We start from the raw sequence: 26,058 nt of genomic DNA, 5'->3' as shown, positions 1-26,058 counted from the left end.
CGGTTACCGCTTGTAGGAACTCGTCCGGGCGCCTGCACGCCGGGGCACCTCAGCCCGCGTGGGCCAGCCGGTACAGCCCGACATCCACCCGCCCGGAGCGGAAGCCCGCTTCGCAATAGCAGAGGTAGTACTCCCACAACCGCTTGAACGGCAGGTCGAAGCCCTGCGCCTCGATCGCGGGCCACTCGGCCAGGAAACGGCGGCGCCACTCGACCAGGGTCGCCGCATAACCGCGCCCGAAACGCGCCTGCGTCGAGAAGCTGAGGCGCGCCTTGCGGGCCTCCTCGGCCATGCGCTCCGGCGTCGGCAGCATGCCGCCGGGGAAGATGCAGCGCTGGATGAAATCCGGGTTCGCGCGATAGCGCTCGAAATGCTGCTCGTCGATCGTGATCGCCTGCAGCACGGCCGCGCCGCCGGGCGCGAGCCGGTCGCGCAGCGTCGAGAAATAGACCGGCCAGTACGCCTCGCCCACCGCCTCGATCATCTCGATCGACACGATGCGATCGAAGCGTCCTTCGACATCGCGGTAGTCCTGCAAGCGCAGGTCGACCTGGTCGGCCACGCCCCACTGTTCGGCGCGCGCCTGCGCGAAACGCAGCTGCTCGGTCGACAGCGTGAGACCGACCACCTCCACACCGCAGCGCTTGGCCAGGGTCGCCGCCAGCGTGCCCCAGCCGCAGCCGATCTCCAGCACGCGCTGGCCGGCACGCAGGTCCAGCAACTCGATGATGCGATCCAGTCGTCTCGCCTGCGCCTGCTCCAGCGATGGCAGGTCGACGTCGACGCCGTGGTCCGGGTGGCGCGACGCACCGTTTTCTTCCTCATACAAGGCACTCGAATACAGCATGCTGTCATCGAGCCACCGCTCGTAGAAGCGGTTGCCGAGGTCGTAGTGCGCGGCGATGTTGTGGCGGCTGCCGCTGCGCGTGTTGGCGTTCGCGCGGTGCAGGAAACGTGAGAACCAGCGCGCAGGGCCGCGCGTTTCTGCGACGGCACCGATCGCCTTCTCATTGGCGATCCCGAACGACAGCAGCGCCGTCAGGTCGGGCGTGCTCCAGTCGCCGTCGCGGTACGAGAACGCGAGTCCGAGGTCGCCTTGCAGCAGCAGTCGCAACGCCGGTCGCCAGCGATGCAGGTGCAGGGCGGCGGCCGGACCGGGATAAGGGCCGACCACCTCGACGCAGCGACCGTCGGGCAAGGTCAGCGCGAGCCGCCCGAGCTGGATGCGGGACAGCACGCGCCGCAGCGATTCATGGCGTGCGCCGAGCCGGTCGCCGCTCACTGTCGCCGGGGTGATCTCGAGGACCGCGGGCGCGGTCATGAACGAGCTCTCGTCATGCATGCAAGGTCGCCTTGGAAGAATCGGGATGTTCAGGGGACGTCGGCTCGGAGGCCATCGGCTGAGGAGGCATCGACTCAGGTCGAGGCGCTTCAGCTCGGGTCGAGCCTCCCGCACGGACGATGGTCATCGGATGGTCCGGCGCGGCAGGCCGCTGCTGCAGCTTCGCGCCCTTGAGCCACAGCCGCAGCGCTTCCCAATGGATGCCGACCACCACCTTCAGCGTCAGCAGCGGATGCGTCACCAGCAGACCAAGCAGCGCGCCATCGGTGAGCGGTGTGTGGGCGGCGTCGAGCCGGGCGTTCAGCACCGCCGCGCCTTCGGTGGTGCGATCGGCTTCTCCAGCGCTGCGTCCAACGCCGTCTCCAACGGTGGCCTCTCCAACGCCCTCGCCGCGCTCATGCACGCTGACGCCGATGGAAAGCCGCTCCCGCGGCGGTTCGATCCGGAAGCGGTACTGCAGGGCCATGCCGAGGAAGGGCGACACGTACAGCCGCTTGCCGCTGCGCTGCTCGATGAGCGGCGCCGTGCGTTGCGCCTCGTCGACCTCGATCAGGTAGCTGTGCCGCTCGCCGAAGGTGTTGTTGACCTCGTAGACGATCGCGCGCAAGGCGCCGTCGGGCCCGTCGCAGAACCAGACGCTCAACGGATTGAACGCGTAGCCGAGGAGGCGCGGCATCGCGAGCAGCCGGATCGCGCCGCCTATCGGGAGCCCGGCCAGCGCCAGCCGCGCGTCGATGTGGGCGCGCAGACCCGGCACGTCCGTGGCCGTGCCGTCGCCATGATCGGACGGCCGGAAGCTGAACAGGTTGAAGCGTCCGACAGAAAACCAGCGCAGCCGGGCGTGCAGCGCCGGCAACTCGTCGATGTCGAGCAGCAGCGTGAACATCCGGTACTGCAGCCGGTGCCGCAGCGGTTTCAGGCGCTGATGCATCACCCGCCCGCGATAGATCGCCGAGTGCAGGGCGACATCGGGCCGCGTGCTCATGCGGACACCGCCTGCGGTGTTTGCGGCAGGTGGATGCGATCGGACTCGCCGGCGACGGTCCACGGCCGGCGCACGCCGCCGAGGGCCTCGGCCACGGCGAGTCCCGCCTGCAGCCCGTCCTCATGGAATCCGGAACCGAAGTACGCGCCGCAGAACCAGGTGCGCTGGCGGCCCTGCAACGACCACAACTCGCGTTGCGCGGCGATCGCGGCGAGATCGAAGCGGGGATGTTCGTACACGTCGGTGCGGATCAGGTGCTCGGGGCGCGGTGCCACGGACGGGTTCAGCGACACGAACAACGGCGCCGCGCTGCGGCCCTGCGGCAGGTGCGGCTGCAGCCGGTTCATCCAGTACGTGACCGTCGGTGGCAGCTGGAAGGGATCGTCACGTCGCGCCGAGAGGTAGTTCCAGCTCGACCACACGGCCCGGCGACGCGGCATCAGCGCCGGATCGCGATGCAGCACCGCGAGGTTGCGCGTGTAGGGGAAGGCGCCCAGCAGCCGTCGCTCCTCCGACGTCGGCGTGGTCAGCATGCGCAGCGACTGGTCCGCGTGCGTCGCCAGCACGACGTGATCGAACACCGGCGTCCAGGCGCCGCGCCGCGTGCGCAGCCGCACGCCCTCGGCGTCGCGGGCGACGGCGATGACCGCTTCGTCGCGATGCAGGCGATCCTCGAAGCCGCGCGTCAGCCGACGCACATACTCGCGGCTGCCGCCGTCGACGGTCCGCCAGACCGGTCGGTCGGTCAGCTTCAGCAAGCCGTGGTTCTCGCAGAAGCGCACGAACGCGGCCACCGGATAGCGCCCGATGTCCGCCGCCGCCGAGGACCAGATCGCCGCGCCCATCGGGTACAGGTGATCGTCGCGGAAGGCGCGGCCGTAGCCGCGCGCGTCGAGGTAGTCGTCGAGCGCCAGATCGCCGCACTGGGCCGCATCGCGCGGCGCCTCGCGGTAGAAGCGCAGCAGATCCCGCAGCATCCCCCAGAAGCGCGGGCGGACCAGGTTGCCGCGCTGCGCGAACAGGCCGTTGAGGTCGGTGCCCGCGTATTCCAGCCCCCCGTCGTTCAGGCTGACCGCGAAGGACATGTCCGACGCCCGCGTCGGCACGTCCAGGTGTCGGAACAAGGCGCTCAGGTTGGGATAGGCGGGCTCGTTGTAGACGATGAAGCCGGTGTCGACCGGCACCTGCAGCAAGCCGCAAGGCGCGTCGACGGTGTGGCTGTGGCCGCCGATGCGACCGTCGGCCTCGAAGACCTGCACGTCGTGCCGCTGCGACAGCAGCCAGGCGCAGGACAAGCCGGAGATCCCCGCGCCGACGACGGCCACCCGCAACCGGCGTCCTTCCTCAAGGAGCGGCATCGGCAGGCTCGGTCGGTGGTCGGGGCGGTCCATGGGCGCGTCCTTGTTCATTCTGGTTTCGGGCTTCTACGCGGGCGCCCGCGTTTTGGATTCCTCCCGCGTGAAGGATCTCCCCATCGCCCGGGCGAGAATCGCCCGCATGGCGCTCCTCGGCGGGCCGAGCGATGATCCGGGACGCCGTTCGCCGCGTAAGAGCGTCCATGGGCCCCTTGAGACGCGACGAACCCTCCCCGGCCCCGGCCCTTTCGCCGGGCGTCGCGTCCTTGTCATTGCCCTGTGCGCCGACCACCGTGCCGACCTTGGCGTCCAACGCCGGATCGACGCGGGCCTCGGCCCCGAAAGCCCGCCACTTGAAGATCGTCCCGATCGATCCCGACCGCAGCGCGTCGCCGACCCCGGCCGGGGACGACTGGCCGGCGCTGATGCACCGCGTGGCCGAGCTGCGGGACCGGGAGGCGTTCGGACAGCTGTTCTCGCACTTCGCCCCGCGGGTGAAGAGCTACCTGATCCGCACCGGCAGCACGGACGGCGCCGCCGAGGACCTGGCGCAGGACGCGCTGGTGATGGTCTGGCGCAAGGCGGCGCTCTACGATTCCGCGCAGGCGGCGGTGTCGACCTGGATCTTCACCATCGCCCGCCGCCTGCGCATCGACGCCGCGCGGCGCCACCAGCTGGACGGCGCCGGCGACGAGTGTTTCGAATTCGACCGGCTCGAGGCCGACCAGCCCGGCGTCGCCGAACACGCCGACGCGACGCGCCTGTCCCGCCGTGTGCGCGAGGCGCTCAACCGGCTCCCGCCCGAGCAGGCCCAGGTCTTGCGCCTGTCCTTCTACGACGACGAACCGCATGCCCGCATCGCGGCCGAGCTCGGCCTGCCGCTGGGCACCGTCAAGTCGCGCATCCGGCTGGCCGTGGCGCACCTGCGCCGGCTGATCGATCTGTGATGTCCAGAATCCCGCTGCCCTCCCCGACCATGCTGCCGCCCCTCGCCATCCGCCACCACCCCGCCGACGAGCTGCTGCTGTCGCTCGTCAGCGGCGCGCTGCCGATCGGCCTGCGGCTGGTGACGGACACCCACCTGGAGCTGTGCCCGGCCTGCCGCGAGCGCGTGGCGATGCTGCGCGCGCTGGGCGGCGTGGTGCTGGAGGAACAACCCGAGGCGGCGATGCACGAGGACGCGCTGGCGCGGACCTTGGCCCGCATCGACCAGCTGGAGCACTCCGAAAGAGCCCAGAGAGCCGCCGGCACATGGCTGCCTCGCAAGGTGCCGGCCCCGCCGCCGCTGCCGGCCGGTGCGCTGTGGCCGAAGGCCTTGGAAGGCTGCAGCGCGACGCGCTGGCGGTGGATAGGCCCGGGCATGCGCTGGAGCCGCGTGACCGTGCCGGACGCGCCGGAGGCCAACGTCTTCCTGCTGCGCATCGGTGCCGGCAAGTACCTGCCGCAGCACACGCACCGCGGCACCGAGCTGACGCAGATCATCTATGGCCGTTTCCACGACGGCCGCGCGCTGTTCGGGCCGGGCGACTTCGACCTCGCCGACGGCGACGTCCACCATCAGCCGGTGGTGCAGGACGGCTGTGAGTGCATCTGCGTGGCGGCCGTCGAAGGCCGGCTGCATTTCGACGGGCTCATCGCCCGTTGGTTCGGATCGCTCGTCGGGATGTAGCCGCAGTGATGGCCGCGGTGATCGCCGCGGTGATCGCCGCGCCGGTACCGGACGACACGCCGCTGACGATCGCGCCCCAGGCGAGGTCGATGGCGGTGATGTGCCAGGGCCAGTCGCGCAGCGTGGCCTGGTTGGTGAAGTCGTAGGTCGCATAGGCGAGGAAGCCGAACAGCGCGCCGCGCCAGAGCGCCACGACGGCGCGTCTTTCATTCAGCGCAGGCGCCACGGCGAAGAACACCAGCCCGCCGACGTACAGCGGATAGAACACGGCCACGGCGCGCCAGTCGATCACGGGCGCCATCAGGTGACCGATGGCCGGTTGATAGAGCGCGCTCGACGTGGTGCTCAGCCAGACCGCATCCATCGCCAGGAAGACGACGAGCGTCAGCACATAGGCCAGCGGCCAGCGCCAGGCCGGCGCGCGCGTGGCGATCGGATCGTCTCGAAAGCTCATGGGAATCTCCGATTCAAGGCAGGCGGTAGGTCAACAGGCGGTCGCCCTTCACCTGGGCATCGAGGCCGATCCAGCGTCCGTCCGCGCGGTCGCGCCACAGCGTGAGCACTTGACGGGCAGGCGGCGACTTTCCTGCCGATGTCGCCGTCGACGTCGACGTGATCCGCCAACGCGACGCATCAACGTCGCGACCGCCGACGGGAATGCTGGCATCGGGCAGGCGCTCGATGCGGACCTCGTCCACGTCGCCGGTCTGCGGATTCAACAGACGCTGCTGGCGGACCAGCGCAGGATGCCAATACGCGTAGCTCATGAGGCAGGTCGCCTCGCCGGCCGCGGTGGGTTCCAGTCGCCGATCGACTTCGACGGGTTTCCCGTCGTCATCGGTGCGGCTGTGGATCTCCTGCAGGCAATCGCCGCGCCAGCGCTCTCGGGCCTCGTGCCGATAGCGGAAGACAGTGATGCCAAGCAGCCGGACGTCGAAGGCGGCTTTGCTCGTGACGTCGCGCGCCTCGGCCGGACCATCGACGGTGAAGCGATGCGTGCCGATCGGCTTGCCGTCGAGACGCACCTCGAAGTTCCAGGTCTCGGCCCTGGCCGGCGCCGCCAGCCCGACAGCGCCTAAGGCCCCGACGGCAACAAAGGCCGCAACGACGGCGGCTTTGGGGAATGCGCGGGACGATGAGATCGCGGTCATCGCACGGCCCCCCGCTTGGGCGGCCACGGGATGAAGGCGCTCGTGCGTGCGATGTAGTCGCGATAGGCGGGACGGCGCTCGCCGATGTCCTTCTCCAGCAGCGAGACACCGGAGACTTTCAACAGCAGGATCGTCATCAGCAACGGGGACACCAGCACCCAGGCGCAAGTCCATCCGCCGGCGGCCAGCCCCATCACGCCGAGGCCCCACCAGACGCAGGTTTCGCCGAAGTAGTTGGGATGCCGCGAGTAGCGCCACAGGCCGCCGTCCATCACCTGACCGTGATGGGCCGGATCGCGACGGAAGCGCGCGAGCTGCGCATCGGCGACCGTCTCCATCAGCAGCCCGCCGGCCGCCAGCGCGGCACCGAGGCTGTCCCACATGCCCCACGTCGCCCTGCCCGCTTCGCCGGCGGCAGCGCCGGCCATCCCGGCCACGCTGGCCGCCAGCATCGGCCAGCCGACGATCCATCCCAGCACGGCCTGAAGCAGGAACACGAGCCACAGGCTCTTGAGCGCGAAGTTCGGCTGGTTGCGCTCGCGGATGGCCTGATAGCGGCGATCCTCCCCATGCCCCCAATTGCGAACCGTGACATAGACGCCAAGCCGCACCGCCCAGGCGAGCGTGATGATCAGCATGACGTTCGCGCGGGCGTCGCCGCCGGTCTTCCACACGTAGAACACGACGGGCACCGCGATGAACGCCGACCAGACGCGATCGGCGAGGCTTGCATCGCGCAGCGGGAGACTCGCGAGCCAGGTCGGCACCGCGATGGCGACGGCGATCAACAGACCCGTGAGGCCCAGCGCGGCCACTGCCGGCAGCGATTCGAGGAATGCCATGGCGACGGCCTCAGCGCCTGGGCGCGAAAAGGTAGTGGCTGACCCACCACTGCTGCCCGTGGTCATAGCCGAACAGCTCCTCGACGGACAGCAGGAAGAGGCGCCATCGTTGCCACCACATCGGCGCGTCGGCAGCGCCGTAGACCGACTCGAAGACCGGCCACAGGGCGGCGCGATGCGCGTCGAAGCGTTCCAGCCACGCGGCGGCGGTGCGCGCGTAGTGGCGTCCGTCCCAGCGCCAGCGCTCCTGCAGCGCGAGGTCATCCTGGCACAGCAGTGCGAGGTCATCGCTGGGCATCATCCCGCCGGAGAAGAAATACTGGCTCATCCAGTCGGTGGCGTCACGGACCTCGAAGGTGTAAGGCGCCTCGCGGTGCGCGAAGACATGCATGAAGAATCGGCCGTCGTCGCGCAGCCAGCCGGAGACTTTCCGGAACGCACGCGGCCAGTTGCGCAGGTGTTCGAACATCTCGACGGACACGACGCGGTCGAAGCGGCGGTCGAGGCTGCCGTCCTCGCCGAACGCGTTGAAGTCGCAGGTCATCACGCGCAGGTTGCGGAGTCCGCGCGCCTGGGCCTGGCCCTCGATGAAGGCGCGCTGCGAGGCGGAGTTCGACACCGCCAGGATCTGCGCCGCCGGAAACCGCGCGGCCATCCACAGGCTCAGCGAGCCCCAGCCGCAACCGAGCTCCAAGATGGATTGCCCGTCAGCAAGCCCGGCGCGGGAGACGGTCTCTTCGAGCGCTGCCTCCTCGGCCGCTTCGAGCGTGTCGACGCCTTCGGGCCACCAGCAGCAGCTGTACTTGCGCTGGGGGCCGAGCATGGCTTCGAACAGCGCTGCGGGCAACTCGTAATGCTGCTCGTTGGCCTTCTCCGTCTGCACCGCGAGCGGCGCGGCGCGCAGCGAGGCGAGGAAGGACTGCGTCAGCGCCGCGGCCGTCTCGTAGTCGTGGTGATGCGATTCATCGAGCCGCTGGCGCAGCAGGCGGCGGATGCCCAGCCGAACGGCGGCTTGCGGCAGCAGGCCGCGCTCGGCGAGCCGGACGGCGATCGAGGAAATGTCGAGATCCATGGGGGCGCCCAGAAGCGGAGGACGCTGCCTATACGTCGTCAAAGGCGATCTGGATCTCCGGCGTCGAGGCTTTTACCGAGGCGGACTCAAAACTCCTCGTTCGAGCCGTGACTTTCCGATTCTTCGCTGCTGTCTGAGTCGGGGAATCTTGACGCGTAGGTCTCTTTGAAGGCCTCGGCAAGCTTGTCCGCCGCGGTGAAAAGCTGCAGCTTGAGCTCCGGGGGCATGTTCGGGGTCAGGTTTGGCAGCCCGAGTTTGCCCGGATCCGGCGCCGTGTGCGTCATCACGTCGTTCACGGCGCTCATGACGATGGCATACGCCAGGTCCCACTGCTGCTGGTCATCGCCTTGAATCAGCTGATCGCGTATTTCCGTCACCTTTCCCAGAACCTTGAACCAGTTGCCGGAGTTCTCGTGCTGCTGCTCCGCAGAGCGATCAACCCCCATGACATGGGTCATCGCCTCCTGCAGATTCTTCAAACTGCCGCCCAGTTCCTCCGCCCCGAAATCAAGCACGAGACCCTTCCCAAGGTGTCGGCCTTTCAGCGTCAGCATGTGATCCATCGCCGGCAATACGTGCAGATAGGTCTCATGCAGAAGAGTGGCAATCATGTCGCCCGTGGTCTGGGGAGCATCGTGCGCATCGTTCTCCTCGAATAGCTCGTAGTCCGCCTTCGACACATTGATCTTCACCTTGATCGTCATGTCTTTGGCGTCGATGAGCTGCTTGACCATCGGCACTTCATGAAAACGCAGCGGCGCCTCTTCGCCGTCGATGACACTCACGATGGTTGAGCCCGCCTTGGTCTTCTGGTCCTGAACCCCGCCCTCGACATAAATGTCGATTCGCATGGCCTTGTTCAGCGGATGAGTTTCGATGGCTGCCACCATTTCCTGCAGCCCTTTGAGATCCTCCAGGTAGCTGGCAAGAACTCCGGTGTTGGCCGTGAACATTTGATCCAGCACGAATTCCCGTTGCACGACGGCGGCGGAGGCCATCCGCTGCGCGGTGTCGCCATCGCTGCCCGCGAGGCCTTCGTGCGGGGCTCCGCCATCGGATCTGCCCTGCATCGCGGCCATCCGTGAGCGCTGACCGGCGACGCGCGGGCTCGCCTCGATCGCCTCCGCCAGCTTGCGCTGGGCGATCGAGGCTTGACTGCTGCCGGCAACCCCTGCCACCGCGCGAGCCTGGGAGACGGGCTCGGCAGCGGGGCCATGGCTCTGGCTGGCGGATCGAGGCTTCGCGGCATGCTCCATCGCAGGGATCTCCAAGCTTTGAGAATCGGAAACACCCACGTGGCGCGGGCTGCATTGCACGCATGGGCTGGCCGAATCTAGAGCGATAACGCGACATGCGACATCGGAAGAAAGCCAATTTCGGGGTTCAGGAACACCGAGAAGAAGGCCGCGCGGCCGAGCCGCCAGGCGATCGGCGGAAACCGACAGGCCGAGCACGGGAGATCGCTTGCTGCCGTGACTTTCGGATGAATGCATAAGCGCTTATAAATTTCGCCTCATCGCTGCTTTCATCCATCACCGGGAACCCCAAGACATGAAGCCCATCGCCCTCGTTGCCCTGCTGCTGGTCAGCCTGAACGCATGGAGCCAGCCGGCGCCCGAGGGACCGCCCGCGGAGCCCCTCGCCCCCGCCGCGCGCGCCCAGATTGCCCGCGAGCTGGCCAAGCAACTGCGCGAGCGCTACGTCTTCCCGGACCGCATCAAGGACATCGAGCCCAAGCTGCAGGCCGCCGCGGCGGATGAGGCCGATGCGCGGCAGCTCGCCGGGAAGCTGAGCGCCACGCTGGCCGAGGCCACGCAGGACAAGCACCTGCGCGTGGATCCCATGCCCGAGATGCCCGGCGGCGCGAAGGCCGAGGCCGCCGAGATGGCGGAGAGCTTCCGCTACGGCAACTACGGCGTGGCGCGCGTGGAGCGTCTGCGCGGCAACATCGGCTACCTGGACCTGCGCCAGTTCGCGCCGGCGCGCCAGGCCGGCCCGGCGCTCACCGCGGCGATGACCCTGCTGGCGCAGTCCGACGCGCTCATCATCGACCTGCGCCGCAACGGCGGCGGCGAGCCCGAGACCGTGGCGCTGCTGGCCAGCTACCTGTTCGACAAGCCCACGCACCTCGTCGACATCCACTGGCGCGCCGGCAACCGCGTCGAGACGCACTGGACCAGCGCCAAGGTGCCCGGCCCGCGCTACGGCCAGCGCCGCCCGGTCTACGTGCTGACCGAGCGCAACACCTTCTCGGCGGCCGAGGACTTCGCGTGGGGCATGAAGTTCCGCCATCGCGCCACGCTGGTGGGCGAGACCACGGGCGGCGGTGCGCACCCGGGCGACATCTTCCGGCTGAGCCCGGAACTCGTGGTCTTCATCCCGACGGGTCGTTCGGTGGACCCCTTGATCGGCGGCAACTGGGAAGGCAAAGGCGTCGAACCCGACCACGCGGTGCCCGCGCCCGAGGCGCTGGCCGTCGCGCAGCGACTGGCCATCCAACAGCTGCTGCCGACGACCACGCACCCCGAGAAGCGCGGTGCGCTGGAGCGGGCACTGGCGGCGCTGGACGCGCCCGCCAAGCCTTGATGGATTGTTTGGCGACCACAAAAAGTGATTGTGCGGACGGCCTGTTTATCGGCGACCGGCGAATTCCTAAAGTGACTGCATCTGCCATCACTTTGAAGGAACGCCTTTCATGACCACCCGCGACGTCGTCTTCCCGCCCAACCGTCACGCCCTGTACGAACTGCACCGCTACTCCCCGGCCATCCGGTCCAACGGTCTGCTCTTCGTGTCGGGCCAGGTCGGCAGCCGGGCCGACGGCTCTCCCGAACCCGAACTCGACGACCAGGTGCGCCTCGCGTTCAAGAACCTCAACGCCATCCTCGCCGCGGCGGGCTGCACCTTCAAGGACGTCATCGACGTGACGGTCTTCATGGTGGACCCGCACACCCGTTTCGAGCGCGCCTGGGAAGTCGCCGCGGAGTTCTGGGGCGAAGCGCCCTACCCGACCGCCACGGCCATCGGCGTCACCTGGCTGGCCGGCTTCCAGTTCGAGATCAAGGTCATCGCCAAGCTGCCTGAAACGGCTTGAAGCTGAGGGACACTGGGGCAACGACTGTCCCCGGTTGAATCCCTACGATGACCACCTCCGCACGACGCCTCGCCCGACCCGAAGACCTCGAACCGGTCTTCGCGATCTACTCCCATCCGAAGGTCGTTCCCTACCTGACCTACGAGCCGATGGACCTCGCGTCCTTCGTGACTATCTTCGATGAGCTCGTGCGCAGCGGCGCCTTCTGGATCTGGGAGGTGGACGGCGCGATCGCCGGCTTCTACCGGGCGACGCGTTATCCGGGTCGCGTGAGCCACGTGCTCCTGCTGGGCACGCTGGCCGTCGATCCGGGTCGGCATGGACAAGGCATTGGCCGGGCCATGATCGACGACGCCCTCCGCCACTTCCGCGACGCCGGCATCCGCCGCGTCGAGCTCTACGCGGAGACCGACAACGAGCAGGCGCTGGCGTTCTACCAGCGGCTCGGGTTCGTCGTCGAAGGCACGCTCAGGGACTTCTACAAGCGCGCCGACCAGGCGCACTACGTCGATGAGCATGTGCTGGGGTTGTTGCTGGTGTGATCGAGCCCGCGGCGGCCTTTACAGTCGCCGCTTCAACGCCGGAAACCCCAGATGACGGACAGCACCTTCGACGCCCTCCACGCCTCCTTGCGCGCGGAGGTCGACCAGCAGTTCCTGCCGAACGTGGCGACCGCGCTGCTGCGCGGACGCACGGTCGTAGACCGCTTCTGCTACGGCGCCGCCGACCGCGAGGCCGGCATCGCGCTGCGGGAGGACCACCTCTTCCGCATGTTCTCCAGCACCAAGCTGATCACGGCCTGCGCCGTGCTCCTGCTCGTGGAACAAGGACGGCTCGGGCTGGACGATCCCGTCGACGTCCATCTCCCCGAGCTCGCCAACCGCCGGGTCCTGCGCCCCGGCGCGCGGGACCTGTCGGACACCGAGCCCGCCCGCTCGCCGATCACGACGCGCCACCTGCTGACGCACACCTCGGGCCTCACCTACGGTGTCTTCGATCCCGGCTCGCCGATGTTCGACGCCTACAACCGTGCGGGCGTCCTCGACCGTCGCAAGGACTTGGCCGGGATGATGAAGGCGCTGGCGGACCTGCCGCTGCTCTTCCATCCGGGCACGCAGTGGGAGTACTCGGTGTCCATGGACGTGCTGGGGCGCCTGGTGGAGGTGGTGAGCGGCGAGCGCTTCGGCCAGTTCCTGGCCCGGCACATCTTCGAGCCGCTCGGCATGGTGGACACGGACTTCTGGGTGCCGCCTGCCAAACGCGACCGGCTGACGGTGCTGTATGAGGGCGCGGACTTCAACGACCCCGACAAGCCCGGCCTGCCTCGTGTCGACGACAAGCCCTATCCCGGCGCGTATGTCGAGCGCGTGCCGTTCGAGTCCGGCGGCGGCGGGCTGGTGAGCACCCTGGACGATTCCATCCGCCTGATGCAAAGCCTGACCCCCGGCGGTCCGACGCTGCTCAAGCCCACCACGCTGGACATGATGTTCAGCAATCAGCTCGCACCGGGGCTGCATGTGCGCTTCGATGACACGCCGCCGACACCGGGCCGCGTCTTCGGCCTCGGCTCGGCGGTGCGCGCGTTCGCAGATCCGGGGGAGCCGGCCGAGACGATCGGGGAAGTGGGCTGGGGCGGCCTCGCGGGCACGCTGTGGTGGATCAATCCGCGCCTGAACATCTCGGCGGTGCTGCTCACGCAGCGCTACTTCGGCTACGCCCATCCGTATGGATTGAGGTTCAAGCGGCAGGCGTATCAGGCGCTGCTGGGCACCTGAGACAAGAGGCTCACGCTCAGCCGGCGATGACCGCCTTCGCGTAGGTCTCGCGCTGGATCTCGACGACCTCGACGGACACCTGGATGTGGAGTTCCGACGTCGGCGCAATGGCCGACACCAGCGCCTTCAGGGCGATCGCGCCCATCTCGCGCCGCGTGTCGTCGCTGCGCCCGGTCAGCACGGAGAGCGTGCCGGCCACGAACGCGCGACCGCGCGCCTCCACGCCGACGAGGAACTGCTCCGCCTGGAACGCCCGGCTCTTGATGTCGATCTCCTCGAAGTGGCCCGACGCCGCGAGCGCGGCGTTCACTGCCGTGAGGCAGCGACCCACGTGGAGTTCGTTCAGGTTGGCGCTGTGATGAAGGATGAAATGTGGCAAGGCGGAACTCCAGGTTTTGCCCATGATAGGTCGACCTCGATCGACGCGCCGCGCTGCGCCCGGAAGCACTGCCCACGTTGGAGCCATCTGCGGGTCGCGGACATAAACTTCGAGCGCTCAATCGCTGGCTACCTGGAGAAGACGATGGCGACGGCCAACCCCGATCACGTGTCGACCGGTCCAGCAGGTCCGCGCAGTCCGGATCGCCGCAACGACATGCTGAGGCACATCCCCGCGCTTCTGAAGCGATGGCAAGGCGCTGATGCGCTGCTACGGGAGATGACCTGGAGTCATCGAACGCTCCGGCTCGTCCTTCAATCGCCCGACCGAGGCGGATTCCTGAGCATTGCCTGCATCGATCCGTTGTACATCCAGGCGCCGGTGTCCTGGTCCGGTGCGGACATCGAGATCGCGGTCGACGACGTCGACGGGTTCCTCCTGGTCGATGCCCAGGCCGGCGTGCGGATCCAGACGGGCAACGTCGAGGTCAAGGAATTCAACCGGGCATGATCGGCCTCGCGATCACGTCGCGGGCCTGCGTCGGGCATCGGAGCAGGCCGACTTCCTCGACCCGGTGCCGATGAGCGATCATTGGACCGTTCGCAAGATCACATGACCCGCTTCATGACGCACCGCACCCTCCCCGCCGACCGCCCGCAGACCCTGGGCGAAGAGATCGCCAACGCCATCAGCCACGGGCTGGGCGCGCTGCTGGCCATCGCCGCCCTGCCCATCCTCGTGATCCGCGCGATGCATCACGGCGAGGCCGCGGACGTCGTGGCCGCGGCCATCTTCGCGTCCACAGGCATCCTGCTGTACGGCATCTCCACGCTGTACCACGCCCTGCCCGCGAAGCTGGCCAACGGCCGACTGAAAGCCTGGCTGATGCGCCTGGACCATGCGGCGATCTACGTCTTCATCGCCGGCAGCTACACGCCCTTCACGCTGGGCGTCCTGCAATCGGGACCCGGCGTGACGCTGCTGATCGCGGTCTGGGCCGCGGCCGCCTTCGGCGTCACGATCAAGCTGCTGAACCGCCTGCGCCATCCGCTGGTGTCGACGGCGCTCTACCTCGCCATGGGCTGGGTGGTCGTCTTCGCGATCGGCCCGCTCGTCGAGCGCACCCCGGGGCCGGGTCTTGCGCTGCTGGTGGCGGGCGGCCTGAGCTACACGCTGGGCGCGGTCGTCTTCCTGCTCGACAACAAGCTGCGCTACGCCCACTTCGTCTGGCACCTGTTCGTGCTGGGCGGCAGCGTCTGCCACTTCTTCGCGGCGCTGTTCTACGCCTACGCGTAAGGGGCGATCTGCCCATGCATGACGAAGCCATCGTGACGCTCGTTCGTGCGTACGAGGCGGCTCTCTCTGAAGGCGATGCGCTGCTCAGCGCAGCGCCCCGAGTTGCTGAACGCAAGAACCGGGTTGGGAGAAACACCGCTTCATCGCGGCGCTCCTGATCGCTCGCGGCGCCGACCCTTCGGTCTTGAACGGGTTCAACGAGTCGGCCATTGAGGTCGCGGAAGATCCAACGATGTCCCTTCACCCTTCCGAGTCGGCATTCCTCGCGCAACTCGCGGTGGCCAAGAACAGCTGGCTCACCGCAGCGCAACGCGCCCTCGCCTCTGAGCAGGGCACCGAGCCGTGGAGCGAGACTGCCGAGGCATGGGCCCGGTTGAGGTCCCGTCTCTGCACGGCGGAAGATCAGGCCGCATGGGCAACCGTGATCGATGAATTGCTCGGCGGTCTTCTTCACTCCGCGCTGGTCACGCTCGATGGCGGCAGTGCTCTCGCCGAGACGACCCTGTTGTCCATCGAGGATTCCGACGGGCATCAGTTCAAGACCCATCTTCACGAATACTGGCCCGAAGCGCTGGATGCCGCCGGCGAACCAGGGCCTGACAGGCCTGCCTGACCTCACGGCGCCGCCGCCACCCTCCCCGCATGCGGCCGCCCGGCCGCATCGATGTGCACCTCCTGCAGGTGCCAGTCCTTGACCCCGTCCGCGGTGACCGTCATCCACAGGATGGACCCGGTGTTGTTGTCCGCGTCCTTGAAGCCGTCGAAGACGAAGTTGCCCAGGCTGTAAATCACCGGCTTGCCGTCGATGACCTCGGTATCCTGCCGGACATGCGGATGCGTGCCGACCACGGCATCCGCGCCGGCCCGGATCATCACGCGGGCCAGCGCGCGCTGACGGGCGTGCGAGGTCTCGCTGTGCTCCTCCCCCCAGTGCATGAAGGGGATGACGACGTCGGCCTGCGCTCTCGCCGCGTCGATGTCGGCGACGATCTGTTCCTCGTCCGCCCAGGCGATGCCGGGGCTGTCCGGACCGGCCTCGAACTGGCGCGGGAACATCTCGTTGTAGCCCAGCAAGGCGATGCGCAAGCCCTGGCGCTCGATGATCACGGGGCGATGCGCCGAGCGCAGGTCGGTCCCGCCGCCGAAGTGCGGCAGGCCGGCGCGGTCCAGCCGGGTCAGCATCTGGGCGAAAGCCTCGGGACCGAAGTCGCCCGAATGGTTGTTGGCCAGCGAGACTGCGTCGACATGGCGTCGCAGCACGTCCAGCACGCGCGGGTGGGCACGGAAGGTCCAAGGTTTGTCGATCGGCCGGCCGCCGGTGGCGACGACGCACTCGAGGTTGGCGATGCGCAGGTCCGCGCCCTTCATCGCGCCCATGACCGCGCCGAAGGGATCGTGGCCGCGGGCGATCACACGGCCCGGCCCGTCGGCCAGCATGACATCGCCCATCCACGCGATCTGTACTGCCGCCGCGCTGGGAGCCGGCCGGGCCACGCGAGCAGGCTGTATCGCGGGGATCGCGATGTCGCCGGTCGCGTCGGCCAGATCCCAGCCTTCCGGCGTCGCGCCCGGTCGGACCAGGGCGCAGCCCCAGGCCAGCTCCCGTCCGAGCCCGGGCAGGTAGGCGCGCTGCCAGCCCGACAAGGTCGGTCGCCATCGCGCGTGCTGTGCGACGACTTCCTGGCCCGTGGTTGCCCATCGACTCTGCGAGAGCACGACGCGGCCCGCAGCGCCCTCTGCGCCAAAGCGACCCAGCACCGTGACCACGACGCGGCCGATCGCCGCAGCCTCCGGCTCGTCGCGCAACGCGACGGCACGGAATTCGAAGCTTTCCCCCACGTTGACCGTCGACGCCGCCAGCGGATCGCTGCCCGCCGCCACGCGAAGGGTCGCGGTCGTGCCGCTGGTGCGCATGCTGCAGAGCAGTTCGGTCGAGACAGCCGATGCAGTCGATGCGACCGGCTGTGCGGCGACCGCGAGACCCGATGCCAAGCCGGCAATCAAGGCGACACGCACGGGCCAATCGAACCGAGCCCTCACGGCAGCGTCGCCCGGATCAGCTGGTGCTCCGACATCAGCACCAGTTGCTTGATCCCCACCGCGTTGAACGCCCAGCCGGCGTCGCCGCCGACGCGCGGATCGCTGCCGAAGGTGAGTCGGGTTCCTTGCGGGACCAGCACCGTCAGCGCGCCGGTGGCGGGATCCAGGCTCGCCAGGTCGCCGCCTTCCGAGATCACGTAGATGTTCCCCGCCGGGTCGACGGTCAGTCGCCGGACTTTCGCGGGCAGCGAGCTGACGGTCCCGTCCGGCGCGACACGGCGCACCGTGGGCGTCTCGTTCCTGCCGCCGTCGAGCAGCCACAGCGAGCCGTCCGGCGACAGCGACAGGTCGAGCGGTCCCGTGAAACGCGCCGTCGCCCGCGGGCCGTCGGTGGCGGCCTTCTCCCCCATCACGCCGGCATAGGTGCTGACGTTGCCGGCCGGGTCGATGCGGCGGATGGCGCAGTTCGTCGAGTCGGACGCGAACAGGTCTCCATTCGCGGCACGGGCAAGACCTGTCACGTTGGAGAAGCGCGCGGTCGCGCCGGGTCCGTCCACCGCGCCCTGCCCCTGCCCCGATGAATCGCCGAAGACGGACGGCGTACCCGCGATCGTCCGCACCGAGCGGGTCGAGTCGACGGCGCGAATGGTCGACACGTCGGAGAAGTAGATCACCCCGGCCGGATCGACCACGATCGCCTGGCTCGCGTTCACCACATCGGCGGCGCTGCCGATGCCGTCGAAGGTGCCGAAGCCAAAGAGCCCGGCGATGGGCGAGACGGCACCGCCCGGTGCGATGCGGCGCAGCGAGGCGATCGAGCCGACGACCAGGCCGCCGTCGGGCGCGCCCGCGACGGCGACCGCGCGGCTGAAGTGACTGAGCCCGTCGATCATGGCGTCCTCGGGGAACCAGGCGAACGGCAGTTGCGCGAGCACGCCGGTACCCGGCGTCGTGCCGTTGAAGCCGAGCGGATGCGCGGTGGCCAGCGTGGTGACCACGCCGCTCGCGTCGATCCGGCGAACGGCCCCCAGGAACAGGTTGGTTTCCGTGAGCATCAGCCCGCCGTCCGCCGTCGGCGTCAGACCGCCGCCGTTGAACGCCGAATCGATGGTGGCGGCCCCCTTCGGCCCATCCCTGGGCACGGTCGCACCGGCCGTTCCCGCCAGCGTCGTGACCACGGCGGTGGCGGTGTCTATCGTGCGCACCAGGCCGGCACTGTCACGGACGTACAGCGTGGTCCCGGCAATCGCCATCTGCTGCGGCGCCACGATGATCGCCGCGGTGCCCGTGCCGTCCATCGTCGGCGACACCGTCCCGCTGCCGCTGCCGGCCAGGGTCTGGACGGCCCCCGCGACACTGCCGTTGCGCAGGATGCGGCGGACGCGGCTGTCCTCGCTGGACACATAGACCGTGCCGTCGCTCCCGACCGCGAGGCCGGACGGGTAGGAGAACTTCGCCGCGCCGGCAGCGCCGTCCAGGTAACCGGCCTGGCCCGCCGAGCCGGCATAGGTGCTCACGACCCCGGCGGTCGTGACCCGACGGACCAGATGATTGCTGCGGTCCGCGACGTACAGATCCCCGTCCGGACCGATCGCGATCGCGCTGGGCAGATAGAACCGGGCCGCGGCGCCGGTCCCGTCGGCGCTGCCGAGCTGGCCCGCGGCGCCCGCGATCGTCGTCACCGCACCGTCGGTGGCGATGCGGCGGATCACGTAGCCGAAGCGTTCGGTGACATAGAGGTTGCCGGCGGCGTCGACCGTGATGCCGTACGGGGTGTTGAACTTCGCGGCGGCGCCCAGGCCGTCCACCGTGGTGCCCGACGTGTCGGCGACCGAGCCGGCGATCGGCGTGATCGACTGCAGATCCGCCGACAGGCGGAGCACCGCATTGCCCGACACGAAGGCGTAGCTGCCCGAGCTCTCCCGGACGATGCCCCGCGAGAACGTGATCGGTGCCTGGTAGCGCAGGCCGGTCACCGCCACCGGCGACAGCACGCTGGCCACGGGGTTGGTCACGCTCAGCGTGGCCGCCGCGCTGGTGGTCGCGCTCTCGCCGCCGCAGTCCAGCGCCGCGCGGAACTTCGCGCCGTTGTCGGCGATGGCGCTGGTGAGCGCGTAGCTCGGCGTCGTCGCCGAGGCGATCGCGACGAAGGCCCCGTCGGCGCCGGTGTTGCGCTGCCACTGGATGTTGAGCGTGCCCGCGCTGCAGGTCCCGGCGACGACGAAGCTCGCCTGCGCGCCCGCGATGACCGCGGCGTCGGCAGGCTGCTGCGTGATGGTGAGCACCGGCGGCGCGACCACCGGCGGGGTCACCACGGGCGGTGTGACGACAGGCGGCGTCACCACGGGCGGGGCCGTCGGCGCCGCGCCGTCGACGGGCGCCGGATCGTCGCCGCCCCCGCAGGCGACCAGGAGGGCGCAAAGAACGGCGACCGCGGCGGCATGCAGCCGCCGTTCCACCGAGAACCAGTCAACACTGAACATGGCGACTCCGCAATGAGGAGAGAGGAGCGAGGGAAGGGAGCGCCGCGTCGTCACACCGTCACACCGTCGCAGCGCCTGCTACCTCACTGAACGAAGTCCCGGCCACGCGCCGGACATCCGACGGCCGTCGACGATCGGAATCCCTGTCCCCTGCTTGAGGTTCCGGACACGTGGCCGTCCTCGACCGCCCATCTCGTTCATCTGGGCAGGACGGCGTGTTTTCCCGCCGTCCCCAAGGGGAGCGAGCGCGATGGACGAGTTGTTCAAGGGCCTGCTGACGGCAGGCACCGTGGTGCTGGTGATGGCGGCGGCGCGACACGGCGGTCGCCGGGTGGCAGGTCTTGTCGCCGCGCTGCCGACGATCACCGCGCCGACGCTGGCGTGGCTGGCGCACGACGAGGGCATGGCCTTCGCGATCAGCGCGGCGATCGGCAGCGTCGCCGCCTGCGCGATGCTGGCGGTCTTCGCGCTGGGCTATGCGCGCGCCGCACGCTACGGCGGCGGCGCGATCGCGCTGGTCTGCGGGCTGGGCGGCGCGGTCGCGATGGCGCTCCCCGCGAAAGCCGCCAGCGCCGACCTGAGCGCCGCGCTGATGCTGGCGCTCGGCAGCTGCGCGATCACATTCGTGGCGATGCCCCGACTCGGTGCGGAGATCGTGTCGCGCCAGCGGGCCCGCTGCTCCATGTGGCTCGTCGCCGCGATGGCCGGCGGGCTGACCGCGATCGCGACGCTCATCGGTCCCGCCATGGGCGGCTTCGCGGCGGGACTGCTGTCGTCGCTCCCGCTGATCACCGGTCCGGTCGCCATGGCCGAGCACGCCAACGGCGGTCACCGCGCCGCCGCGCACTTCCTGCGCGGCTATGTGGGCGGGCTCTTCGGCAAGGCGGCCTTCGGCACCGTGTTCGTGCTGCTCGCTCCTCGCACGGGAGCGATCGCGGCCTTGACCCTCGCCTGCGCCTGCGCGTGCCTGCTGTCGACCGTACGACTTCGACTGCCCCCTCCGGGCGCGTCGCCCTGGACGCTGCGCCCCTCACGCCGGACGGAGTGACACGAGATGACACAAGCCCGTCAGGACTCAGGGACGTGCGGCCGTCCGGACCGTCAGGAGCGCGCGCTACCATCGCCGTCACCAACCTGGTTTTGGACGGAAGCACGGCATGGGGGAAGTGACGCAGTTGATCGGACAGGCGCGCGAAGGCGATCGCGAAGCGTTCGACAGGATCTTCGAGCTGCTCTATCCCGAGCTCCGTCAGGTCGCCCACCGGCGCCTCTCGCGCGGTTCCGGCGACGGGCTGATGGCGACCACGGCGCTGGTCAACGAGTGCTACCTCAAGTTCCTGCAGCGCGAGTCGCTGACGCCCTCGGACCGCGCCCACTTCCTGGCCTACGCGGCCACGGTGATGCGATCGATCATCGTCGACGCGGCGCGTCAGGCGAAGACGGACCGCCGCGGCGGCGACGCCGAGCAGGTCACGCTGAACTCCGAGCTCATCGGGGCCCTGCCCGCCGCGTCCGACGAGATCCTGGCCGTGCATGCGGCGCTGGAGGACCTCGGCCGCGTCGACGAGCGGCTGGGGCGCGTGGTCGAGATGCGCTACTTCGGCGGCCTCGAGGACGAGGAGATCGCCGAGGCGCTGGGCCTGTCGGCCCGCACCGTGCGCCGCGACTGGGACAAGGCGCGGCTGCTGCTGGCGCACGCGCTGCGGGACTGACGACGCCGTCGCGGGTCGGATGAATCGATGACGGCCCGCCCATGACGATGCTCTCGAAATTCGAAGGCGACTGGCCCGCGATCAGCGCCTTGCTGGACGAGGCGCTCAACCTCTCGCCGACCTCGCGCAAGGCCTGGCTCGAGGGCCTGATCGGCGAGCACGCCGCGCATCGCGAGACGCTGCGCATGCTGCTCGCGCACCAGGCCGAGGTGGAGACCGATGACTTCCTCGACACGCTGCCCCGGCTGTTCCCGGCGGAAGGCCCGGCCGACACGCCCCTGCCCTTCGACGGTCTCCTTCCGGGCAGCAGTGTCGGCGCCTATCGGCTGATCACCGAGATCGGCCGCGGCGGCATGGGCACGGTCTGGCTCGCCGAACGGGCGGACGGCCTGATGAACCGGCGGGTCGCGCTCAAGCTGCCGCGCATCGTCTGGGGCGGCAGCCTGGCCGAGCGGATGGACAGGGAGCGGGAGATCCTCGGCACGCTCGAGCACGAGCACATCGCCCGCCTGTACGACGCCGGCGTCGACGCGCAGGGCCGGCCCTTCCTCGCGATGGAGCATGTCGACGGCCTGCCGATCGACGCGTACTGCCGCGCGCACGCGCTGTCGGTGCGTGAGCGGGTCGCGCTGCTGCTGCAGGTGATGGCGGCGGTCGGGCATGCGCACTCGCGGCTGGTCGTCCATCGAGACCTGAAGCCGAGCAACATCCTGGTGACGCCCGATGGCAGCGTGAAGCTGCTGGACTTCGGGATCGCCAAACTGCTCGAAGGCGACAGCACGGAGCGCACCGCGCTGACCGAGCTCTCCGGCCGCGCGCTGACGCTGGACTACGCGAGCCCCGAGCAGATCCGCGGCGACCCGCTGGGCACGCCCAGCGATGTGTACAGCATGGGCGTGGTCGCGTATGAAGTGCTCGCAGGCGCACGGCCGTATCGCCTGAAGCGCGGCAGCGCGGCCGAGCTGGAAGAGGTGATCGCCGCGGCGGAGATTCCCTTGGCGAGCAGCATCGGCAGTGCGGCCGGTGCCATCGGTGTGACCGGTTCGAGCGGTCCGAGCGGTACGACCGGTGCGAGCGGGGCCGGCACGCCTGACGCGAGCGCCGACCGCGCGCTGCGCAGGCAGTTGCGCGGCGACCTCGACGCGATCCTGAACCACGCGCTGAAGAAGTCCCCCACCGATCGCTACCCGACGATGGAAGCGTTCGCGCAGGACCTGCGCCGCTGGATGGACGGAGAGCCGGTCCAGGCGAGGCCTGATGGATTGGCCTATCGGATGGCCAAGCTCGTGCGACGACACCGGCTCCCCGTCACGGCCGGCGCCATCGCGACACTGGCGCTGATCGGTGGCGCGTCGGTCGCGCTGTGGCAGGCGCACCAGGCCGGGCTGCAGACACAACGCGCGCAGGCCGAGGCCGCCACCGCGCGCGCCGTGCAGGGCTTCCTGGAAGGCGTGTTCCGCGCGAACACGGCCGACCAGGCCGATCCGGCGAAGGCCCGCGACACGACCGCCCGTGAGTTGCTGGACCGCGGCGCGGACCGGATCAATGCCGAACTCAAGGACGCGCCGGCGGCGCGGCTGCGCTTGCTGACGGTGCTGGCCTCGATGTACCAGGACCTGGGCTTGAACGAGCGCGAGGTCGACCTGCAACGTCAGCGCCTGACGGTGGCGCGCGAGTGGCACGGACCGACCAGCGACGAGGCGGTGCTGGCGATGACGGCGCTGGCCAACGCGTTGGCGCTCAACACCAAGCGGGATGAAGCGACGGCGCTGTTGAAGGAAGCCACGGCCCTGCTGGATGCGCGACAGGACAGCACCTCGCCGACGCGGCTGCAGGTGGAGATCGGCCAGGCATCGCTGAACCGACGCGCGGAACCGGTCCTGGCGATGGCCTTCGCCGAGCGCGCCTTGGCGATCGCCCGCCGCGGCGACTCCAAAGCCGACCTGCTGCTGGTGCTGCACATCCTGGGCGACGCGGCCCTGTACGACCGGTCGTTCGAGCGCGCGCAGGCGGCCTATGCCGAAGCCGTCCAGCTCTGCGAAGCGAACCCGCCGCTGGGTGCCGGCGAGCTGTCGCTGCTCTACGAATTCCTCGGCCACTCCCAGCGCGCGCTGAACCGGTACGCCGAAGCCGAGACCAGCATGCGCAAGGGCGTGGAGGCGGAGGTCGCGCGCAACGCCAACGCGGTGCGCGTGGCGGAGACGCAGACGCACCTCGCGATCTTCCTCAACCTGGGCGGGCGCTTCCGCGACGCCCTGACGGCGCTGGCGCCGGCCTGGCGCTGGAGCGGGACCGCGCCGGCCGATCTTCCGCAGCGTCGATGGGTCCGCATGTGGCAGGCGCGCGCGCTGGCGAACTACGGCCAGACGCAAGCCGCGCTGGCCGTCAGCAGCGATGACGTGGCAGTGCTCGACAAGCCCCACCCGGTCGACGGCATGGACGAGCAGGTGCTGACGGACCGCGCGTTGGCGCTGACGAGCCTCGGTCGATTGGCCGAAGCGCAGACCTTGCTGGAGCGCCAGCGACAGGCCACCCCCGCCGGCAAGCCGCCGGGCAGGCTCTACAGCCTGGCGCTGCGGCGCTGGCAGGTCGCAAGCGGCCAGGCGCGCGAGGCGCTGGCGGGCCTGCAGGCGCAGCGCGCCGCGAGGAAGGTGCCGCCCGCCCCCGCCGCGAGCGAGCCCGTGACGGAGCAGGCCGAGTCCGCGTGGCTCGAGCTGAACGCCGGCCATCTCGAGGTCGCAGAAGCGCAGGCGCGACAGGCGCTCGCCGCCATCGTCAGCCGCGGGAATGCCGACTACCAACGGGACAACCAGGCCATCGCCACGCTGGTGCTGGGTCAGGCCTTGCTCCGGCAACGCAAGGCCGAGGCCGCGGCACCGCTGCTGCGGGACGCCGTGCGATTGCACCGTCAGCTCTACGACCCGGCGCTGAGTCTCGCGCTGGCCGATGCCATCGAGGCCTTGGCGCAAACCGAACGCGCGCTGCGCAACGACGCCGAGGCCAACCGCCTGCTGGAGCAGGTCCGCGCGATTCGTGCCGCTCAGCGGAAGCCGGTCGAACTGCCGTGACGAGGGGCGGCGATGTCCGCTTTGAGATCGGGATCTCGTAATCAGGGATAGGCGGATGAAGGCATCCGCGCCGGAGATCCCCGATGAGCTATCCGATCCCGTGGCCCGAAGCCCGCGCCGCATCCGAGGGCCGTGCCAGATCCGAAGGCCGTACCACACCGGCCATGCAACCGCTGCACTGGCGCCCCCTGCCCTGCGCCGTGGCGACCTCGGCGGCTTACGCCGCGCTGTACACGCTGTCCAACCAGCTGACCAGTCTGCGGACGGACGTGGGCGCCGGTGTGTTCGCGTGGGAACGCGCGATCCCCTTCGTGAGCTGGACGGTGGTGCCCTACCTGTCGATCTGCGTCTTCTTCGTGCTGTCGTTCTTCATCGACGCGGACGGCGATCGGCTGCGCCGCCATGTGCTGCGGCTGCTCATCGTGCTCGTCGTGTCGGTGCTCTGCTACGCGGCGTTCCCGCTGCGCTTCACGTTCGAGCGGCCGGCGACTGAAGGCGCGCTCGGTGTGATGTTCGATCTGCTCGGCCACTGCGACATGCCCTACAACCGCGCGCCGTCGCTGCACATCGGCGTGCTGGTGCTGATGTGGGCGCGCTTCGCGCCGGTGCTGCGCGGCGGGTGGGCCGTGGGCCTGCATGCGTGGTTCGTGCTGATCGGGGTCTCGGTACTCACCACGTATCAGCACCATGTGCTGGATGTGCCGGCGGGTGCGGCGTTGGGTTTGGCGGCGATCTTGCTGACACAGCCCTGGCGACTGCGTGCGCCCCCTCGGGCCTTGGCTCAAGGCACGATGAGGTGATCAGAATGAGACGGCTGCGGGTCGTGCCGAAACGGAAGCCGACCAGAGGCCGAGACCTCTGGCTCCCGAATGGGTGAGGCAAACTGCGGAGCCTCTCAAGTTGGAACTCAGGCTGTGCAAGACGCCTGCACCAACGCGCCCCCTGTCCCTCCCCGTCGGAGTGCCGATGCATCGTCTGCTGATCGCGTGCCTGTTCCTCGTTGTCGTCACCGGGTGCTCCCCGAAGAGCGAGTCTGCTCCTGCCGGTGTCATAGCCAGAGAAGGGACCACTGCGGCTGAGGTGGTACGCCCTCCCGGTGCTGCGGCACCGCGCCGCACGCTCGCGTACGAACACACCCTCCAGATCGAGATCGCCGAGGAGAAGCTCGCTGCGACTCATCAGGCGGCGCTGGCGGCCTGCCGCGAGGCCTCCGCGGATCTGTGCGAGGTGCTGGACTCGCGCATCAACACGGGCAAGTACGCCTCCTCGAGCCTGCGCCTGCGCGCAAAGCCGAGCGGCATCCAGAAGCTGATCGCCTCGATGGGCAAACAGGGAGAGATCACCGGTCAGTCCACGAGCACCGAGGATCTGGCCGGACCGATCCAGGACGTCGAGAAGAAGCAGGCCATGCTGACCACCTATCGCTCGGAGCTTGAAGCCTTGCGCAAGCGCCCGGGGAACGACGCGGATGCCCTGATCAAGCTCACCCGCGAACTGGCGCAGGTGCAGAGCGAGCTGGAGGCCGCGGATGGCAGACAGGCCAACCTGCTGCGCCGCGTGGAGACGGAGATCCTCACCATCAACATCCAGGCCGGGCGCGACAAGTCGTTCTGGCGGCCGATCTCGCTTGCCGCGTCGGACTTCGGCGGGAGTCTTTCGCAGGGCATCTCGTCGGCCATCACGGGCGTGGCCTACCTGCTGCCCTGGTCCGTCGTCCTCGGGCTGCTGTTCTGGATCGGTCGCAAGCTTTGGCGGCGACGCAAGCCGCGTTGAGTCTCCTGCCCGGCTTACCCTC

The 26,058-nt window shown here is 69.3% G+C and carries 25 protein-coding genes; 14 read left to right on the top strand and 11 right to left on the bottom strand.

What is annotated here, in order from left to right:
• Positions 1-49: 49 nt before the first annotated feature.
• Genes ABE85_RS05510 through ABE85_RS05500 form a run of 3 tightly spaced genes read right to left on the bottom strand, consistent with a single transcriptional unit; the run spans position 50 to position 3,718 of the window.
• A complete protein-coding gene (locus tag ABE85_RS05510) occupies positions 50-1,342 on the bottom strand; it encodes a cyclopropane-fatty-acyl-phospholipid synthase family protein (protein WP_231993236.1) in 1,293 nt (430 codons plus the stop codon).
• Positions 1,335-2,327 (bottom strand): DUF1365 domain-containing protein, encoded by a 993-nt coding sequence (locus ABE85_RS05505; protein ID WP_067270940.1) that lies wholly within the window; start codon positions 2,325-2,327, stop codon positions 1,335-1,337. Before ABE85_RS05505 ends, ABE85_RS05510 begins: the two co-directional genes overlap by 8 nt.
• Positions 2,324-3,718 carry an NAD(P)/FAD-dependent oxidoreductase gene (locus ABE85_RS05500; protein ID WP_197507209.1) on the bottom strand — a complete coding sequence of 465 codons (1,395 nt, stop codon included), beginning with the start codon at positions 3,716-3,718 and terminating at the stop codon, positions 2,324-2,326. Before ABE85_RS05500 ends, ABE85_RS05505 begins: the two co-directional genes overlap by 4 nt.
• Positions 3,719-4,035: 317 nt before the next feature.
• Between ABE85_RS05500 and ABE85_RS05495 the strand changes: the two genes are divergently transcribed.
• Both ABE85_RS05495 and ABE85_RS05490 read left to right on the top strand, forming a co-directional pair.
• Positions 4,036-4,629 carry a sigma-70 family RNA polymerase sigma factor gene (locus ABE85_RS05495; protein WP_067270937.1) on the top strand — a complete coding sequence of 198 codons (594 nt, stop codon included), beginning with the start codon at positions 4,036-4,038 and terminating at the stop codon, positions 4,627-4,629.
• Positions 4,629-5,351: a ChrR family anti-sigma-E factor gene (locus ABE85_RS05490; RefSeq protein ID WP_231993235.1), complete on the top strand. Its 723-nt coding sequence runs from the start codon at positions 4,629-4,631 to the stop codon at positions 5,349-5,351. Before ABE85_RS05495 ends, ABE85_RS05490 begins: the two co-directional genes overlap by 1 nt.
• Here the strand turns inward: ABE85_RS05490 and ABE85_RS05485 are convergent.
• From ABE85_RS05485 to ABE85_RS05465, 5 genes are all read right to left on the bottom strand, one after another.
• On the bottom strand, positions 5,314-5,805 hold the full coding sequence (locus ABE85_RS05485) for a DUF2177 family protein (RefSeq protein WP_067270930.1): 492 nt from the start codon (positions 5,803-5,805) through the stop codon (positions 5,314-5,316). The two genes, ABE85_RS05490 and ABE85_RS05485, sit on opposite strands and share 38 nt — an antisense overlap.
• A gap of 13 nt (positions 5,806-5,818) precedes the next feature.
• Positions 5,819-6,502: a DUF6134 family protein gene (locus tag ABE85_RS05480; protein WP_067281952.1), complete on the bottom strand. Its 684-nt coding sequence runs from the start codon at positions 6,500-6,502 to the stop codon at positions 5,819-5,821.
• On the bottom strand, positions 6,499-7,344 hold the full coding sequence (locus tag ABE85_RS05475; RefSeq protein WP_067270926.1) for a DUF1295 domain-containing protein: 846 nt from the start codon (positions 7,342-7,344) through the stop codon (positions 6,499-6,501). Before ABE85_RS05475 ends, ABE85_RS05480 begins: the two co-directional genes overlap by 4 nt.
• Before the next feature lie 10 nt (positions 7,345-7,354).
• A complete protein-coding gene (locus tag ABE85_RS05470; protein WP_067270923.1) occupies positions 7,355-8,416 on the bottom strand; it encodes a cyclopropane-fatty-acyl-phospholipid synthase family protein in 1,062 nt (353 codons plus the stop codon).
• Between the two features lie 86 nt (positions 8,417-8,502).
• The gene (locus tag ABE85_RS05465) at positions 8,503-9,672 is read right to left on the bottom strand and encodes a hypothetical protein (protein ID WP_067270920.1); all 1,170 of its coding nucleotides are present in this window, start codon (positions 9,670-9,672) and stop codon (positions 8,503-8,505) included.
• Between the two features lie 295 nt (positions 9,673-9,967).
• On the opposite strand from ABE85_RS05465, the gene ABE85_RS05460 reads away from it, so the two are divergent.
• The 4 genes from ABE85_RS05460 (at position 9,968) to ABE85_RS05445 (ending at position 13,285) form a co-directional block, all read left to right on the top strand.
• Complete coding sequence (locus tag ABE85_RS05460) at positions 9,968-11,002, top strand: S41 family peptidase (RefSeq protein ID WP_082938346.1); 1,035 nt, start codon at positions 9,968-9,970, stop codon at positions 11,000-11,002.
• Between the two features lie 109 nt (positions 11,003-11,111).
• Positions 11,112-11,510 (top strand): RidA family protein, encoded by a 399-nt coding sequence (locus ABE85_RS05455; protein WP_067270916.1) that lies wholly within the window; start codon positions 11,112-11,114, stop codon positions 11,508-11,510.
• A 47-nt stretch (positions 11,511-11,557) separates the two neighbouring features.
• The gene (locus ABE85_RS05450) at positions 11,558-12,052 is read left to right on the top strand and encodes a GNAT family N-acetyltransferase (protein WP_067270914.1); all 495 of its coding nucleotides are present in this window, start codon (positions 11,558-11,560) and stop codon (positions 12,050-12,052) included.
• A gap of 51 nt (positions 12,053-12,103) precedes the next feature.
• On the top strand, positions 12,104-13,285 hold the full coding sequence (locus ABE85_RS05445; protein ID WP_157521968.1) for a serine hydrolase: 1,182 nt from the start codon (positions 12,104-12,106) through the stop codon (positions 13,283-13,285).
• A gap of 16 nt (positions 13,286-13,301) precedes the next feature.
• Here ABE85_RS05445 and ABE85_RS05440 read toward each other — a convergent pair whose 3' ends face one another.
• Entirely contained in the window at positions 13,302-13,664 is a 363-nt protein-coding gene (locus ABE85_RS05440) for a 5-carboxymethyl-2-hydroxymuconate Delta-isomerase (protein ID WP_067270911.1), read from the bottom strand.
• Between ABE85_RS05440 and ABE85_RS05435 the strand changes: the two genes are divergently transcribed.
• The 3 genes from ABE85_RS05435 to ABE85_RS05425 all read left to right on the top strand — a co-directional run bounded on the left by ABE85_RS05435 (position 13,644) and on the right by ABE85_RS05425 (position 15,573).
• Entirely contained in the window at positions 13,644-14,174 is a 531-nt protein-coding gene (locus ABE85_RS05435; RefSeq protein ID WP_157521966.1) for a hypothetical protein, read from the top strand. The two genes, ABE85_RS05440 and ABE85_RS05435, sit on opposite strands and share 21 nt — an antisense overlap.
• Before the next feature lie 114 nt (positions 14,175-14,288).
• Entirely contained in the window at positions 14,289-14,960 is a 672-nt protein-coding gene (gene trhA / locus ABE85_RS05430) for a PAQR family membrane homeostasis protein TrhA (RefSeq protein ID WP_067281943.1), read from the top strand.
• Positions 14,961-15,144: 184 nt separating this feature from the next.
• Positions 15,145-15,573: a hypothetical protein gene (locus ABE85_RS05425; RefSeq protein ID WP_157521964.1), complete on the top strand. Its 429-nt coding sequence runs from the start codon at positions 15,145-15,147 to the stop codon at positions 15,571-15,573.
• 2 nt (positions 15,574-15,575) lie between these two features.
• Here the strand turns inward: ABE85_RS05425 and ABE85_RS28280 are convergent, their stop codons facing one another.
• The gene (locus tag ABE85_RS28280) at positions 15,576-16,976 is read right to left on the bottom strand and encodes a CapA family protein (RefSeq protein ID WP_231993234.1); all 1,401 of its coding nucleotides are present in this window, start codon (positions 16,974-16,976) and stop codon (positions 15,576-15,578) included.
• Between the two features lie 20 nt (positions 16,977-16,996).
• Complete coding sequence (locus tag ABE85_RS05415; RefSeq protein WP_067270899.1) at positions 16,997-19,483, bottom strand: hypothetical protein; 2,487 nt, start codon at positions 19,481-19,483, stop codon at positions 16,997-16,999.
• A gap of 250 nt (positions 19,484-19,733) precedes the next feature.
• Here ABE85_RS05415 and ABE85_RS05410 point away from each other — a divergent pair, with 250 nt between their 5' ends.
• From ABE85_RS05410 to ABE85_RS05390, 5 genes are all read left to right on the top strand, one after another.
• Positions 19,734-20,531 carry a hypothetical protein gene (locus ABE85_RS05410; protein ID WP_067270897.1) on the top strand — a complete coding sequence of 266 codons (798 nt, stop codon included), beginning with the start codon at positions 19,734-19,736 and terminating at the stop codon, positions 20,529-20,531.
• 109 nt (positions 20,532-20,640) lie between these two features.
• A complete protein-coding gene (locus tag ABE85_RS05405; RefSeq protein WP_067270893.1) occupies positions 20,641-21,195 on the top strand; it encodes an ECF-type sigma factor in 555 nt (184 codons plus the stop codon).
• Positions 21,196-21,236: 41 nt separating this feature from the next.
• Positions 21,237-24,263: a serine/threonine-protein kinase gene (locus tag ABE85_RS05400; protein WP_067270890.1), complete on the top strand. Its 3,027-nt coding sequence runs from the start codon at positions 21,237-21,239 to the stop codon at positions 24,261-24,263.
• 83 nt (positions 24,264-24,346) lie between these two features.
• A complete protein-coding gene (locus ABE85_RS05395; RefSeq protein ID WP_067270886.1) occupies positions 24,347-25,063 on the top strand; it encodes a hypothetical protein in 717 nt (238 codons plus the stop codon).
• A 166-nt stretch (positions 25,064-25,229) separates the two neighbouring features.
• Positions 25,230-26,036 carry a DUF4349 domain-containing protein gene (locus ABE85_RS05390; RefSeq protein WP_082938345.1) on the top strand — a complete coding sequence of 269 codons (807 nt, stop codon included), beginning with the start codon at positions 25,230-25,232 and terminating at the stop codon, positions 26,034-26,036.
• The last annotated feature ends 22 nt before the right edge of the window (positions 26,037-26,058 follow it).

Source organism: Mitsuaria sp. 7 (assembly GCF_001653795.1).
GTDB lineage: Bacteria > Pseudomonadota > Gammaproteobacteria > Burkholderiales > Burkholderiaceae_C > Roseateles.
The sequence above is the reverse complement of the archived record's forward strand: the minus strand, read 5'-3'. Positions and strand labels throughout refer to the sequence as shown.